The organism is Dongshaea marina, from assembly GCF_003072645.1.
Classification (GTDB): Bacteria; Pseudomonadota; Gammaproteobacteria; order Enterobacterales; family Aeromonadaceae; genus Dongshaea; species Dongshaea marina.
The window spans coordinates 802,990-818,286 of record NZ_CP028897.1 but is presented as its reverse complement, the minus strand read 5'-3'; the positions used below and the strand labels follow the sequence as shown (position 1 = coordinate 818,286).

Annotated in this window: 9 protein-coding genes and 4 pseudogenes; 7 read left to right on the top strand and 6 right to left on the bottom strand. The window is 47.3% G+C overall.

Annotated features, from left to right (window positions below; all coding sequences use genetic code 11):
- Positions 1-3 precede the first annotated feature (3 nt).
- Positions 4-3,066 (bottom strand): AMP-binding protein, encoded by a 3,063-nt coding sequence (locus DB847_RS04070; RefSeq protein WP_108649568.1) that lies wholly within the window; start codon positions 3,064-3,066, stop codon positions 4-6.
- A gap of 1,879 nt (positions 3,067-4,945) precedes the next feature.
- Here DB847_RS04070 and DB847_RS24205 point away from each other — a divergent pair.
- Positions 4,946-5,140 (top strand): hypothetical protein, encoded by a 195-nt coding sequence (locus DB847_RS24205; RefSeq protein WP_159084380.1) that lies wholly within the window; start codon positions 4,946-4,948, stop codon positions 5,138-5,140.
- 191 nt (positions 5,141-5,331) lie between these two features.
- Entirely contained in the window at positions 5,332-7,017 is a 1,686-nt protein-coding gene (gene treC, locus DB847_RS04060) for an alpha,alpha-phosphotrehalase (RefSeq protein ID WP_108649566.1), read from the top strand.
- Between the two features lie 40 nt (positions 7,018-7,057).
- Here the strand turns inward: treC and DB847_RS04055 are convergent.
- The 3 genes and pseudogenes from DB847_RS04055 to DB847_RS04040 form a co-directional block, all read right to left on the bottom strand.
- Positions 7,058-7,618: pseudogene (locus tag DB847_RS04055) on the bottom strand (ABC transporter substrate-binding protein); the annotation flags it as partial.
- Entirely contained in the window at positions 7,558-8,430 is an 873-nt protein-coding gene (locus DB847_RS04050) for a peptide ABC transporter substrate-binding protein (RefSeq protein WP_234418583.1), read from the bottom strand. The pseudogene DB847_RS04055 and the gene DB847_RS04050, both read right to left, overlap by 61 nt.
- Positions 8,431-8,810: 380 nt before the next feature.
- Positions 8,811-9,242: an META domain-containing protein gene (locus DB847_RS04040; RefSeq protein ID WP_159084379.1), complete on the bottom strand. Its 432-nt coding sequence runs from the start codon at positions 9,240-9,242 to the stop codon at positions 8,811-8,813.
- 296 nt (positions 9,243-9,538) lie between these two features.
- Here DB847_RS04040 and DB847_RS04035 point away from each other — a divergent pair, with 296 nt between their 5' ends.
- A complete protein-coding gene (locus DB847_RS04035) occupies positions 9,539-9,799 on the top strand; it encodes a BufA1 family periplasmic bufferin-type metallophore (protein WP_199911708.1) in 261 nt (86 codons plus the stop codon).
- A gap of 66 nt (positions 9,800-9,865) precedes the next feature.
- A pseudogene (locus tag DB847_RS04030) lies at positions 9,866-10,213 on the top strand (multinuclear nonheme iron-dependent oxidase); the annotation flags it as partial.
- Between the two features lie 91 nt (positions 10,214-10,304).
- Here DB847_RS04030 and istB read toward each other — a convergent pair.
- Positions 10,305-11,060: an IS21-like element helper ATPase IstB gene (istB, locus tag DB847_RS04025; protein ID WP_108649424.1), complete on the bottom strand. Its 756-nt coding sequence runs from the start codon at positions 11,058-11,060 to the stop codon at positions 10,305-10,307.
- 9 nt (positions 11,061-11,069) lie between these two features.
- Positions 11,070-12,616, bottom strand: a pseudogene (gene istA, locus DB847_RS04020) (IS21 family transposase).
- Between the two features lie 217 nt (positions 12,617-12,833).
- Between istA and DB847_RS26505 the strand changes: the two are divergent.
- The 3 genes and pseudogenes from DB847_RS26505 to DB847_RS04005 all read left to right on the top strand — a co-directional run bounded on the left by DB847_RS26505 (position 12,834) and on the right by DB847_RS04005 (position 14,532).
- Positions 12,834-13,327: pseudogene (locus DB847_RS26505) on the top strand (multinuclear nonheme iron-dependent oxidase).
- Complete coding sequence (locus DB847_RS04010) at positions 13,317-14,057, top strand: HvfC/BufC family peptide modification chaperone (RefSeq protein ID WP_108649560.1); 741 nt, start codon at positions 13,317-13,319, stop codon at positions 14,055-14,057. The pseudogene DB847_RS26505 and the gene DB847_RS04010 overlap by 11 nt, the downstream one beginning before the upstream one ends.
- A gap of 10 nt (positions 14,058-14,067) precedes the next feature.
- Positions 14,068-14,532 carry a DoxX family protein gene (locus DB847_RS04005; protein ID WP_108649559.1) on the top strand — a complete coding sequence of 155 codons (465 nt, stop codon included), beginning with the start codon at positions 14,068-14,070 and terminating at the stop codon, positions 14,530-14,532.
- The last annotated feature ends 765 nt before the right edge of the window (positions 14,533-15,297 follow it).

Genomic DNA, 15,297 nt, shown 5'->3' with positions numbered 1-15,297 from the left:
AATCTAAATAACACCTGACAATATAGATATATACTTATCAGACAATATGCGTACTTCTGTATCACTAAAGCAATCTTTAATATAATTTATATTAATAGACATTGAAGAGCCTTCAGCCACTGACAGCATCAAATCAAACCGAGCATAATTATTATCTATGTGTCGATAATTAAAAGTGCAACCATCTATATCAATACCTGAAGTAACCTCAGATAGATAATTAAAGCAAATAGGGAACCTCAGTTTACTATAAATACCTTTAGCGCGTGCCTCGCGAACTAAATCAATATATGGCAGACTCTGATTATCTAATATTGAATAAACCCTCTTCTTACTATGCTCAAGCAAGGTAACTATATCATCTGATGGATTTATACAGTCATAGTAAGTAATCATATTGACAAAACACCCAACTAATGAAGAGTTCTCATAAAGCATTCTATTTGAAACTGGTATGCCAATTGGTATATTATGGTAGGCTGTCTCTGAGTTTAGTAAAAAATTGAATACTGTTAACATAAAGACAAATGGTGTTGTATTATGTTTCCTTGAAAAGCTTCGAATCTCTTGTGTTAGTTCATCCGGCAATTCAATTTTGTAGTTCCCTCCGATACAGTCAACTCTTTCAGGGAACATAGATGCATCGGCTCCTTTTCGTAAATAATCGTAGAAAGATTCCATCCAAAAATCCATTTCTTGTGGATACAGTGAATGTTTTAATGCATTATTCTGCCATTGGCTATATCCTGTATATTGGTACTTAATGGAAGGCTCATTACTACGATCGCCAGCTAAATAATCGCGATAGTAACTAATAAACTGATTAAAGACTATCGCTATTGAATCATGATCAAAAACAGCATGATGCATTTTGAATAATAGCATGTACTCTTGATTGTTTCGAGTTAACAATTGAATAGCAAGAGGCGGCTCTCGATCTAAGCTAATAACTTGTTTTTCCGTCAGACTCAATAATTGGCAATCATTCAGATCATCTAAAGGAGTTGTAAGATGTTCTAATGATTGTTGTGTCATGAAAACAGAGTCAATAGAGTATCCTCCTTCTGTGCAAGATATTTCACCCAAATTAAACCGGGTTCTTAGTACGGGGTTGTACTTGAGTACTTTCCTTATGCACCACTCCAAGGCATCAACATTCACTGAACCTGTTGCGCTGATTTTAAATGCTATTTGATACGCAGCAGGAGACATACTAATTTGATCTAAGGTAAGAAAATAATACTGCTGAGAAGATAGGAGAGAATCAGAATTAACTGAAGCAAAATCGGCTCCAATGAAGCTCTCGTCATTCACATAATAAGGGATAATCAACGCCAATTGACGCGGTGTGGGGTTATTGAAAAACATCTCATAATCAATCGTACAAAATAAATATTGACGAATCATCTGCCTGACCTTAGTTGCTTGTAGTGAAGTACCTCCAAGGTCAAAAAAATTATCATCTACACCTAAATCACTAAAATTCAATACTTGCTGCCAAATATCTACTAGTTCTCTTTCAATATCATTTGAAGGTTTGCTCAATGGATAACTTAGCTCAGGCCGCTCTAAGTTCGGTAATGGTAATCTTCCCTCATCCAACTTTCCATTTGGCAACTTAGGTAACTTGTCAATATAAGCAAAGTGATTAGGCATCATGGATTGAGGGATTCTCAGTTTCATGAAATCTCTAATCTCATTTACAGTTGGCGATTTATCTTTAGTAATTAAATAGGCTACTAACTTTAACTTTCCATGGCTTGATGAAATTGCTCTTACTACTACTTTTTTCATATCTGGATGTTGAATTAGAATACCCTCAATCTCGCCAGGATCAATTCTAACCCCATGAATCTTAATCTGTCTATCCATCCTACCCATATATATCAGATCACCATCAAGGTTAAATTTACCTAGATCTCCTGTACGATGCCCCCTTCCTTTATCGCTATCAAAAAAACGTTGCGCATTGAGCTCTTCATTATGTAAATATCCACGAGCTACACCTTTACCAACAATACATATCTCACCGACCTCACCATCTGATACAGGAAGGTTATTGCGATCTAAAATACAAATCTCACTTCCACTTAAGGCCTTCCCTAGAGTGACAGGCTTTAATATTTCAAGCTCTGAAAATGATCCATTAGCCGTTGCTTCTGTCGGGCCATATAAATTGAATATCCTGACACCTGGTATCTGAGAAAAAGTTCGTTCCTTTAGTTCAAAAGGTACGCTCTCACCAGATAGAAATATTGTTTTGGGTAAATAATTATAGGCACTATTGTTTTTTACATATTGTAATATTTCATCCCAGACAGTAGGTACACAATATATTGATGCGTTTGAATGTTTTTGATACCAGGAGCATATTTCTTCTGGTTTATTCAATATGTTCTTTGGTAAAATATACAAGGTATCTCCACGTAATAGAGGAGCATATAATTGAGCAACTGCCGCAGCAAAGCTAAGAGAAGAGGTAAGTGGTAAAATCGATTTGGTCTCAGACCAGAGATCATTATTGAAGCAATCCAAATAATAACTCAAATTCTCATGCTCAATCGCAACCCCTTTAGGTATTCCCGTCGATCCTGATGTATACAGAATATAAGCCAGGTCATTAATAGATACTTCTGGTAGTCTATTGCATACATCTATTTTATTGAAGTCAACATTTTCTAAGATCAAACTGGGGGTATAAAGTGTATCTATTTTTTTATCTTTAATTAATTTTTCTGTTGAGATAACTAGGAATGCTGATGAATCGGCTAGAATTTTATTTATTCTTTCCTTGGGCTGAAAATCAGACAATGGAATATACGCAAATCCTGACTTAAGTATTGCAAGCAATACAACTGGCACCATTAGTCCGGGTTCCAAATATACAGCTACATTGCCTTTCTGATGAGCGGGATATCTTAATATCAAATATTGCGCCAACATATTTGATCTATATTCTAATTCGCTATACGTCAATGTGCTTCCACAGTAATCAACGGCTACATCTTGAGGCTTTATATCTGCCCACTTAGAAATATCTATAAATATAGGTTTTGTATTTTTCATATTATTTAATCCTGAAATATGATTATATCTGATGCAAAACTAAAAACCTTGTAACTTCCATGAAATACTTGTAGATTATCTAATAAAATATTGAGAACGTTAGTTAACTTATGAGACAATATCTTTTATATGTTAATACAAATTCTGGTCTAGAATATCTTCTACTGCAACAAAATATAATTTACATATAATTAAGTTAGCATAGTATCTTAATTACTACCGCTAATGTGATGAAATATGCATATCTACTCTTATTAAAAATGGGAAATGCTTAATGTAAACTGCTATTCCACTAGTCGATCAATATAATTATTAATCCTCATAGCTACCGCACTAGCATATTCAAAAATGAATAGCAGCAATAGTAAGCCTAGCTCAAATAAAGTTATTGAGCACTAGTTTCTACCAAGGCCAGAAATGAACATATATAAGTTCAGTCTGCTTTCGGGTATAATATTATCCCTGCCTAATATATCTCATAAAAATATAAACGAACCCCTCTAGTGAAAACTCGATCATCAAACTCATACTTAAAGTAATGATGTGATTATTATCACACCATCATTTTATGATGTTCAATCATAATACAAAGGATTGAACTTTAGTGTTTCAATTTATGCGACCCCCTTTAGCCGTTCGTCATCATCTGTCACTAAAAATAAATCCAAAACATTGTCTTTATATGACGTCTATTAAGGGTACATTAAGGTTGCATTACGGAACACTCCGACTTAATGTAAAAAATCCAGTTCTCTTGACACACTGATTATTAATGTCAAATTATGTCTCATAACCTTCTGCCCCCATCCAAGTAACACAATCTCAGTAAATATAAATACTAAATGCCATGCACGTCTGCTGTTGACGCACCGTTAAACTCTATATATGTCGGCAAAAAGAGACTCTCTGTCAAAAGTCAGCGCACTATTTATTCTATACTTGTATGCAAAAAGCGACAATGAAGAGCAAGGCAAATGATTAATCGTCGGTCAAATGAAACCATGCCCACTGGAACACCTCCTTGTGTACGCTTTCTCAAATACGAGAGCATAAGTCTTTGTATCGTAAAAAAACTATCGTTTTGACCTTATCCATCTAAATCAGTGTTCCATAGAATACCTTGATAGAATGTATGGGTACTATCTACGACTTCAATACCCATGAAGTATAAAAAATACATCTAAAAACATATCTCAAAGTGAGATGGCTACTCCAGTATCCAGAGTCAAATATTTTCACTTAGCCTTCGAAACTCTCCACACACTAAAACATGAGCAAGTTAAGCATGAAATGATCCACGAATAAGTATAGATAACTTTCTAGATTTTAAAAGGATAAACTTAGTTAATATAGCTTTAACAAAATTAGATACTGATAATACTAAATGCGAAATGATACACTTGATAAATTTTATTCTAGTTAATACTCACACCATTAAACATCATCTACTCAACTTTGAAATAAGATAATTCTGATTGGCAGTCGGTGCCTAGAGTATGTAGTGAGATTAGGTCGATATCCAAATTAAAGGAGGTATATTTCCACAAAAATCCAATGTGCACTCACAACTACCATTTTCTGATTTCAGGCCCCCAGTAATGAGTTGCTCGACGCCTCGATTACCGCTCTGGGTCTGCAGCTGTCGGATCTCCCCGTGATGGGGCCTGCCCTCTTAAATGGAACCAAGCCACCCGCAGAGCCCGAGATAGGGCTCAACCGATACCATCGAATATGATTGTTCAATTTTTGGTAAAAATTACCCCTTATTTTTGAGTCTGCCGCCCATCCCGCCTACAATAGCCCCTGGCAAAACTGTGATGCACTTAGCAAGGATCCGAAAACTAAAATGCTCTCTCCCGCCGGTGTAGGCCAATAACCCATGAGTAAAATTATCTACCTGATCTTTGTTGGTGCACTTGTGTGCTTTGCAGCGGTGCTGTTTCTCTATCACGACCAGATAACTGATCCAAACCATCAGTCGCTGGCCCATTACGCAGCACCGGCATCTCACTGGACCGACATCGACAACGCCCCACTCCCTCTGCAAAAAGAACGTTGTGGATCTATGCTGTGATTCGCTCGTTCCCCCTGTTCGATTCTCAACAGAGCCTGACGAATAAATGAACTGACCAGGCCACAAACGATTTTTAGCTCAGGACTACGCCCACAGCCTCCGATTTTCCCTCGATTAACGCAAAGAGTGCCCTGACCCGTCACTGCCCTTATAATAGGGGGAACGTTCTCATTTTCGGAGTCCCCAGCCCTATGACATCCCAACGCCAATGGTGGCACAGCAGCACCATCTATCAGATCTATCCCAGAAGTTTCTGTGATTCAGGCAGCAAGGGACATGGTGATATCAAGGGGATCACCTCCAGGCTCGACTATCTCAAACAGCTTGGAATAGGAACCGTGTGGCTCTGCCCTATCTATCGCTCCCCACAGATAGATAATGGCTATGATATCTCTGACTACTATCAGATCGAGCCCGCTTACGGCACCATGGCCGATTTTGATGAGCTGCTGAGGCGCTGTCATAGTCTCGGGCTACGTCTCATCATGGATATCGTCATCAATCACACCTCGACCGAGCACCCCTGGTTTCAAAAGGCCCTGAAAGAGCCGGACAGCCCAGAGCGAGACTTCTATATCTGGCAAGAGGGGATTGATGGCAAGCCTCCAACCAACTGGCAATCCAAGTTTGGCGGCAGTGCCTGGCAATATGACGAAGCAAGCAAGCAGTACTACCTGCATCTGTTTGCAAAAGAGCAGGCCGATCTCAATTGGGAAAACCCGAAACTGCGTGAACAAGTCTGCGATGTGATGCGCTTTTGGGCTAAAAAAGGGGTAGATGGATTCCGACTGGATGTGATCAATCTCATCTCAAAAGATCAGCGCTTTCCCCAGGAGACGGAGAGTGGTCCACAACAGGATGGACGCCGATTTTATACCGATGGCCCCAGGGTGCACGAGTTTCTTCAGGAGGCTAACCGGGAGGTCTTTACCCCCTTCAAGCTGATGACCGTTGGAGAGATGTCCTCCACCACTTTGGAACAGTGCCAGCGTTACTCGGATCCGGATAGCCATGAGCTATCCATGGTGTTTAACTTCCATCATCTCAAGGTGGATTATCCCGGCGGGGACAAATGGCAGCTCGCACAGTGCGATCTCATATCTCTCAAGGCGATATTCGCCCACTGGCAACAAGGATTACATAATGTTGGCTGGAACGCCCTGTTCTGGTGTAACCATGATCAACCCCGCATAGTGTCACGCTTTGGCTGTGATGGTCCCCACAGAGTGTTTTCAGCAAAAATGCTTGGGACCGCCCTGCACATGATGCAAGGAACCCCCTTCATCTACCAGGGGGAGGAGATCGGCATGACCAATCCAAAATTCAAGCACCTTGAGCAGTACCAGGATGTGGAAACCCACAATATCTATCGGCTCAAGCAAAGTCAGGGAACCTGTCACCAGGATCTGATGGCGGTGATTGGCGACCGCTCCCGGGACAATAGCCGCACCCCGATGCAGTGGGATGAGACTCCCAATGCAGGCTTCACCCGAGGAACTCCCTGGTTAGATGTGGCCGAAAACTTCCCCGAGATCAATGTAAAGCGAGCCCTCGAAGATCCTGACTCTGTCTTTTACCACTACCAGAAGCTGATCCAGCTTCGCCGGGACTATCCGATCATCACCGAGGGAGATTATCAGGATCTCTGCCCGGAAGATCCCAAGAGCTGGTGCTACCTGCGCCAGTACCAGGAGCAAAAATTATTGGTCATCAATAACTTCAGCGCCAATCCCATCGACTGGCAGCTTCCACAGAGTCTCCCGCAAACCGGCTGGCAACTTGTATGTGCAAATTACCCCGGCTCCCCTGAGCCAAGTTCGGCCATGACCCTCAGGCCTTATGAGTCGCTGGTATTCCTGAATAACGGCGAAAAATAGCTGTCGCAGCTAGCGCTATAGCGCGTTTATCGCTGATGCGTTAATGGCCTGCCGTCGTCTGGGACGACGGCTTTTTCCTGATATAAAGGCGCTTACTATCGATCTGCTTGAGTGAACTAATTGCAAATCCCCCGATATTTGGCTTAACCAACAGGGCAGCCGACGCCTGATACAGGGGGATCATCGGCATATCCTCCGCCAGCAACTGCTCCGCCTGCTGATAACTTTGGAGCTGTCGCTTGGCAGAGGTACTGTGCCTTGCCCTGTTCAGCAACTCATCATAAGCGGGGTTACAGTACCCGGAGGGATTCAGAGCACTTTGGCAGCTAAGATTGTTTAAAAAAGCGCTGGGATGATCGTAATCCGCCAGCCAACCCGCATAGGCCAGCATAAAGTTGCGCTGGCCCAAAGAAGCTAAGAACCCCTTCCACTCCTGGTTGATATACTGAACCTCGATCGCCTTGCCGAAAACTTCTCGCCACATGCTGCCGGCCACCAGCGATACCTTACGAAAATCCGCATAATCCGGATAGAGAATACTCACCCTGAGTGGCTGCTGTGAGCTAAACCCGGCAGCCTTGAGCAGAGTCCTGGCCTTGCTCTCCCGCTCAGCCTGTGTCCAGTGTCCCCATCCCGTGCCGGGGGGTGAAACTGATGGGTTGTTGGTGGGGTCAGGGTATAAACCGGGCGCTCTCCCATCCCCAGCACCTTGTGCGTCAGAGTCTGCCGGTCAATCGCATAAGCCAGGGCGAGCCGCACCCTTTTATCATCAAAGGGTTTACGAGCCAGATTAAAAGCCAGGTACTCCTCGGCGAGCAGGGGCGCCCGGAACACCTGCCCAGGATATCTCCTGAGCAGAGTCTGGTAATTCTCTCCCTGGTGGGGGATGTTTGAGATATCCAACTGACCGGCCCGGTAGCGACTTAACGCCGCCTCATCCGATCCCAGTGGAAGAAAGGTGACCTCATCCAGCCGGGTATTTTGATTATCCCAATAATGAGGGTTGCGCTTTAAAACAATTTTCTCATTGACCACCCATTGAGCCAAGCTGAAGGCCCCGTTACTCACCATATACTCCGGGCGTGTCCAGCGGTCCCCCCACTGCTCAACCACCTTCTGAGGAACAGGAAACAGCAGCGGGTTGGCTAACATATTCAGGAAGTAATGAACCGGCTCATCCAGACGGATCTCCAGGATATGAGAATCGATGGCCCGAATCCCAAGCTTGGCCGGAGAAAGCTTACCCAGAGTAATCTGCCGGGCATTTTTTACGCCCGCCATCACCAGATAGGAGGCTCCCGGTGAGGCAAACTGAGGATCGACGAGGCGTCGCCAGGCAAAGACGAAATCATCCGCCCGAACCTTTTCACCATTCGACCATAGTGCATCTTTACGCAGTGCAAACCGATACAGGGTTCTACTATCTGAGATGGTCCAGCTTTTCGCAACACCTGGAATGAGCTCTCCCGTAGGATCAAAGCTTACCAGCCCTCAAACAAATCCGTAGCGATATCCTTGCCGGGCTGACCGATGATTTTTTGCGGATCGACTGACTCTGGTTCCGAGCTGTTATCCCGGATCAAGGCCTGTGAGGGGAGCCCTGCCTTGGCAGTAACGACACAAAAAGTGAGAAGGCAGCTCAATAGGATTGCACAACCAAAGCTCTTCCCAGGGGTGCTGGCCATCACCAGTTCTCGCGTCACTGTGCCGCCCCGGGTTTCCTGACAGCACTTTGTCAGGCAACCCGCAGTCAGCTGGCGGGAAAACATCCGGAGTCTTCCCGCCGATCTGGGTTATTTAGAGGCTGATGCAGAATCAAGCTTATACACTAGGGTATGATCGGCATTTTTCAGGGTGAGCACGCCGTTTTCAAAGGAGGTGTCCACTCCCTTGGCAAGGGCCTGGGTCAACACGCCTTCGGCACTGTTGAGCGCCGTACTGGCGCAGATCATCCGGGTGGTAACCAGCTCGCTGGCCTGAAGATGAGATTCATTCCATTGGCTCTTGCCAAAGAAATGGTTACACATGCTTCCAATCACCCGTCCATCTTTAGAAAACTCAATAAAGGGGGTTTTCTTACCGGTCTGGCTAAAAGGCACACCATCCACTTTTTGTAGAATAAAACGATGTCCCTCCAGAGGCTGACTCATGGAGGCTGGCGAGCTTTGGCATCCGGCAAGCCCAATCGCACCCACTGCTGTGGCCAATACAAACAGTTTTTTCATGGATGACTCCTTTTGTGACTGATCCATTGAATCCGTTATCCAATCTGCCAACTTATCTTCCCAATCCCTTTGAATATTCTCAACCACCTAGAACAATTTTAAACCAAGGGCGCTGAGTTTGCGGCCGACCTCGGCCAAGAACTGGCCGATAAATTTGCCACTCTCTAAAAACAGCACTAAACATTAACTGAGAATAAAAATAATTAACATTTGAAATTTAATCTAAGTTATCCCTGTCTATCTCTGGGAACTCACCTTAAGAGTGATGACTCAGGACCAGATAAAAGGAAGCAATTATGAAAAAGCAACTAACTCTCGTCGCGGCAATCACTGGTGTACTGGCTGTCGGATCGCTAACCATGAGCGCACCCGCCATTGCCGGAAAAGGTGCAATGGAAAAATGTTATGGTGTCGCCAAAGCAGGGAAAAATGACTGTGCCACCAAAAACAGCTCATGTGCCGGAACATCCAAAACAAATGGCCAAAAAGATGCCTTTGTTGCTGTGCCCAAAGGCTTATGCAATAAGCTCGTTGGTGGCAGCCTGACTCCTTCTTAATCCCTTGTCGATCCTCTGTAAGGGGCGCCCTGGTGGCGCCTCTTTCCCATAAGGAGCTCAGCTATGATGGATAAGCGCATCGGGATAGGCCTCCGGCAACCTCACTATCAACAAATTCTGGAGACACTTCCCGAGATCGGCTGGCTGGAGGTTCACAGTGAAAACTACTTTGATCCCCATGGCCTGGGGCGCTACTACCTGGAACAGCTGTCCGAGCACTACCCTATCAGCCTGCATGGCATCGGCATGTCCCTTGGCTCAGCCGACCCTCTAAATCACTCTCACCTGAACCAGCTCAAACAGCTGATCGAGCTGATTCAACCCTTTGCCGTCTCCGAGCACCTGAGTTGGGGCTCCATTGGCGGTCGCTATTTCAACGATCTACTGCCCATCCCCTATACCCGGGAGGCGCTCAACCACTTCTGTGCGTATTATCGCGATGGCGATCACCGAATAATATGATGTCGATCACCTCAACATCCCGTCTCACAGACTGGGTTATTTTTTACCCTGAGTGATCGGCATCCGTCAACTCTGCGGTGATTTTTCTCATCGATTCTCCGCATAATTCTACACGGATCGCTCCATGAACCAGACGATCCAGGATCGCATCCGCATGGGTTGATTCACCGATCATTGTGTGCCAGTGCTCCAGCGGAAGCTGGCTGCCGATCAGTGTGGCTCCGTGACCATGGCGAGCATCGATTAACTCCAGTAGATCGCTACGCTGAAGCGCATTCAGCGACTCCAGTCCCCAGTCATCGAGGATCAGAAGCGGCGTGTTTCTCAACTGAACCATCAGCTTTCGATAGCTGCCATCAGCCTGAGCCAGCTGCAGTTGCTCCAGCAGCTCTTTAAACCGGAAGTAGCGAACCCCGAGTCCCTGCAGACAGAAGTGATGGCCCAGGGCGCAGGCCAGATAGGTTTTCCCGCACCCGGTCGCCCCGGTCAGGATCAGAGTCTGCCCCAGGCTAAGCCAGTATCCCTCTGCCAGTGAGCGGATCTGGGCTCTATGCAAGCCGCGATCACTTCGATAATCCAGTTGCTCCAGATTTGCCTGCAGCCGGAATCGGGCCTGCTTGATAAGGCGCTCGATCCGCCGCTGAGACCGATCCGTCAGCTCCTGCTCCAGCAGCAGGCTGAGTCGCTCTTCGAACCCGAGTTCCTGGTAGTGCCCGGGTTGCTGATGTTGCCTTTCCAGGGCATCCCGGATACCACTTAGTTTCAGCTCCCGAAGTTGCTGTTTGAGTTGTTCTGTCATCTTTGATCCTTAGTGATAGTAGCCTGAGCCACGGATATTGAGGTGAGTGAGCTCCGCCAGACGATCCGGCTGAGTTTCGGGCAGTGGCTGGCCATCCAGCCCCTTTTCCAGGATGGAGCGGATCCCTTTCTGATAGTAAACGCCCGTTCGGTCTGCTCGCTGGCAGGCCGCTTCTAAGCGGGGGCGTCCATATCGCTTTTCCAGGTTGAGGATCCCAAGGCTGGCCCGATATCCAAGCTCCGGGTGGGACTTTCGGTAGAGCAGCTGTTTGATCACCGCAAGCGTGGAGGGGCCTATCTCCTGAGCCCAGTTCAGAAAGCGTCCCGGGGTCCATTGCATCTGCTTTTGGTGTGCGACCGGCATATGATCGGGGTGGGTGGTTTGCCCTCCCTGCTGATAGCTGCGTGGATGTGTCGCGACACAGCGACCACCATGATAGATCCGTACCAGGTTGTCGCAGATATGCGCTTCAAGCTTGCGTTTGAGCAGGGTATAGGGAACCGAGTAGTAGTGCTTGTCGAGCTCGATGTGATAGTCGATATGAACCCGAACCGCCTTCACCCGGGTGAACTGATAGGGGTTTTGAGGCAGCGATTTGAGCACCGGTTTGTCTAGCAATTCAAACTGTGATTTACGGCTTCCCGGCAGCTTCTTGAACGGGCGATTGTTCAACTCGGTGAGCAGAGCCCCGATCCGCTGGTTTAGCTGAGCCAGACTGAAGAAGGTCTCATGGCGCAGTTTTGCCAGGATCCAGCGCTCAACGATCTGCACGCCCACCTCAGCCTTGGCTTTATCTTTGGGCTTGTAAGGACGGGCAGGAAGCACTGCAACACCATAGTGTGCAGCCAGCTGCTGATAGGTAGGATTGAGATCTGGCTCGTAGCGACACGCTCTACTGACTCCGCTTTTGAGATTATCCGGAACGATCATCTCTGGTACTCCCCCAGAAATTCGAAGGCCCGTTTATGGCTCATCACCCAGTCTTCCAGCCCCTGACTCAAGGTTGCATCGGCGTAGGTGTAGCTGGATGCACCCATCACAGCGACAAAGATCTGAGCCCGACGCTCCTCCCCAGTCCTCGGATCCACGATGGGCACGGTTGGACCGCAGTAATCAACAAACAGTTTTTCACCGGCTTTATGGCTCTGACGCATTGAGGGAGACTGGCATTTACGCCACTCACGATAACGCATGCAGTAATGGTTATAGCTGTAGTGGTTCTTGGGATGTCGCTCAGCATACTCCTCCCACAGGAGTTGTAGCGTCATCCCTTTGCGTCTGAGCTCCTGATGGGCCACGGCCCAATCCGGCAGAGGAGGTGTCTGACGAACCGTGATCCGGGTCTCAAGGAACTCACGGCGCAGCCGCTCTTCATCCCACTCAGCAGGCAGAGGCCATTGGCATAGCCCCATCTGTTGGGCCCTTTTGCAGTAATTGGACACAGTCGACGGAGACACAGACAGGCTGCTTGCGATCTGGCGGTGACTCAGGCCGCCTTGGTACTTGAGTCTGAGGATCTCTTTGAGTTTTCGCATGGTGATATGCACCGTTGGCATGGCTGGCTCTCCGCTCGAGGTCAAACAGAGAGCATAGCCGGTTAAAAAAACACCTGCGAAACGGGAGTTGAAATGAATAACATTTCGGTCGGGACTGCATAATATTCATGCCGATCACCCAATAATATAAAACTCAAAAGTGATCGCCATCGATATTATTGAGCGATCGCGATCGATATTATTCAGTGATCGCTATCGATCTTATTGGGTGATCGCGATGGACCAAAAAACGCACTTCTGCGATAAAGTCGATGCGGTGCAGCAATTCCTGGGGCGGCCGCTGTTGATTGAAAACCCCTCCTCCTATCTTGCTTTTTCAGACAGTGAGTTTTATGAGTGGGATTTTCTGGTATCGGTCCAGCAACGGACCCAGTGCTCCCTGCTGCTGGATCTCAACAACATCTATGTCAGTGCCTGTAATCACGGTTTTTCTCCCAACAGCTATATGGATGCCATCCCCGGGAAGCAATTGCCGAGATCCATCTCGCGGGATTCAGTGAACGGGAGCTCAGTGACGGCACCTTGCTGATCGATACCCACAGTCGCCCTGTGGTCGAGGAAGTCTGGCAACTGTATCGGGAGCTTTGTCACTCTGCTCAGCGGCCGACTCTCATCGAGTGGGATCTGGATATTCCAGAACTTGAAGTGTTACTCGCCGAAGCGGCTAAGGCCTCCGGTATACTGACAGAGGTCACTTCAGATGCAGCTTGAACAGTTACAACTAGAGTTTGCAGCCTCACTGCTGGATCACGCCTCACACATAAGCTCCCGGCTCGGCTACCCCGAAAGCAGACAACAAGAGCTGCTTGAGGTCTACCGCGGCAACTTTATCATCAGCCTCACCGAGGTGCTGCAGGCCAGCTATCCGGCAACCCAAACCATGGTTGGGGATGAATTTTTTGAAGCCGCGGCTCGCCAGTTCATCCTCCAGACTCCTCTCGAAGAGGGAAGCGTCACCCACTTCGGAGAAGGTTTTGGTCAATTTATCGCCACGCTTCCCGGCCTCAGGGATATGCCCTGGCTCCCGGAGCTGGCTCGTCTGGAGTGGCAACTCGATGCCATGAGTCTTGCCGAGCTGCCCATCGGAGATTTTCCCATCCAACAACTGGCACAGGTCAAACCGCAAGATTATCCAAAGCTCAAGTTTCATCTCAGCCCCGCCTGCCAGCTATTTTCCTCGACTTATGGAGTCGCCAGTGTGTGGAAAATGGCGAAGCTGGATGAAACCCTAGAGGTACAGTTGAATGAAGCATGCCATCTGATGCTGGTTAAACAGCGGGATTTTCGGGTGCTATTTATCTCGCTAAATGATACTGAGTTTAGCCTGCTGCAAGGCTTCTCGAGCCAGCAACCCCTTGGAGCCATAGAACAGGCAGATGAGCTCGAAAGATATCTGCCACGCTTTGTGGAGCTGGGCTATCTCAGCGGATTCTCGATATAAGGAGAGTAAGATGCTAAACCTCTATTGCAAACTCAGCCGATGGCTTGAAGTCTGGGGAGCGACCCTGGTCTTGCTATTAGCTCGCCTGTGGGTTGCATCTGTATTCCTAAAGGCCGGTTACCTGAAATTTACCAGCTGGAGTTCAACCCTCTATCTGTTCGAATATGAGTACCAGGTCCCCTTTCTTCCCTGGGAGTGGGCCGCTTATCTGGGAACCGCCACCGAGCTCATCGTGCCCCTGTTTCTGGTCGCTGGCCTGTTTACCCGGATCTTCGCGGTGATCCTGTTTGCCTTTAATGCCATCGCCGTCATCTCCTACCCAGTGCTATGGGAGAAAGGCTTCTATGATCACCAGCTCTGGGGCTGGATGATCCTGACTCTCATCATCTGGGGAGGTGGTAAGTTTACCCTGGATCGCCTGCTGTGCCGCTGGTGTTGCAAATCGAAATGCAGCGACTCTCAGGAGTGCAGTTAATCGCGATAAGCAGATTGTTGACCTGCGGTCTGTTTTTAGTTTTTATCCTGCGGATGGCTGTTTGCCACTTCGTGGCAATTGTCGGTCTCGCCCGACCGGCAAGTCACTTTTCTGTCAAGAAAAGTAACTAAAAGCTCGCTCCGCGCTGCGAGTCCCTCCGCAGAGCTGCGCAGCTCGGCATCCTGCCTCGAAATAAACAATGAACCTCTACTGCTCACTTCAGCAACAGCTCACTGTGGTGTTGAGCCCGGTCTATTTGTACCGAATGCTTCGTTGTTGATGAGTGTATCAATCACATGGGCGTAATTGCGCAGCAATGAAGCGAGAAGCAGAGATACTGAACCGGGAAGGATTATCTGGATGATAATCGCGATTGAAGGACAGCCAGAACAGAGACGTTCTGTCTGCCCGTTAGTGAATCTAATGAAGCTTGAGGGTGGAGGTATCCTTGGAAGTGAAGAGGGTATTGGACAAGCATATCCTGTCATACAGGATGTATTAATGCCGTGGAAGGCAGGACGCCTGAGAACGGCCTTTTCCCGCCGCCGCTCGGCAGCGGCATCTGTGCCGACGGCACAAGCCAGCTGACTGCAGGTCAAACTATGGTCTGTTTTTATCCTGCGGATAGCTGTTTGCCACTTCGTGGCAATTGTCGGTCTCGCCCGACCGGCGAGTCACTTTTCTGTCAAGAAAAGTAACCAAAAGTTCGCTCCGCGCTGCGAGTCCCTCCGCAGAGCTGCGCAGCTCGGCATCCTGCCTCGAAAT

Excerpts from the sequence above, each read along its gene's own strand:
- DB847_RS04070 (WP_108649568.1), bottom strand. The coding sequence starts at position 3,066 with ATGAAAAATACAAAACCTATATTTATAGATATTTCTAAGTGGGCAGAT.
- DB847_RS24205 (WP_159084380.1), top strand. The coding sequence starts at position 4,946 with ATGAGTAAAATTATCTACCTGATCTTTGTTGGTGCACTTGTGTGCTTT.
- treC (WP_108649566.1), top strand. The coding sequence starts at position 5,332 with ATGACATCCCAACGCCAATGGTGGCACAGCAGCACCATCTATCAGATC.
- DB847_RS04040 (WP_159084379.1), bottom strand. The coding sequence starts at position 9,242 with ATGAAAAAACTGTTTGTATTGGCCACAGCAGTGGGTGCGATTGGGCTT.
- DB847_RS04035 (WP_199911708.1), top strand. The coding sequence starts at position 9,539 with ATGAAAAAGCAACTAACTCTCGTCGCGGCAATCACTGGTGTACTGGCT.
- istB (WP_108649424.1), bottom strand. The coding sequence starts at position 11,060 with ATGACAGAACAACTCAAACAGCAACTTCGGGAGCTGAAACTAAGTGGT.
- DB847_RS04010 (WP_108649560.1), top strand. The coding sequence starts at position 13,317 with ATGCAGCTTGAACAGTTACAACTAGAGTTTGCAGCCTCACTGCTGGAT.
- DB847_RS04005 (WP_108649559.1), top strand. The coding sequence starts at position 14,068 with ATGCTAAACCTCTATTGCAAACTCAGCCGATGGCTTGAAGTCTGGGGA.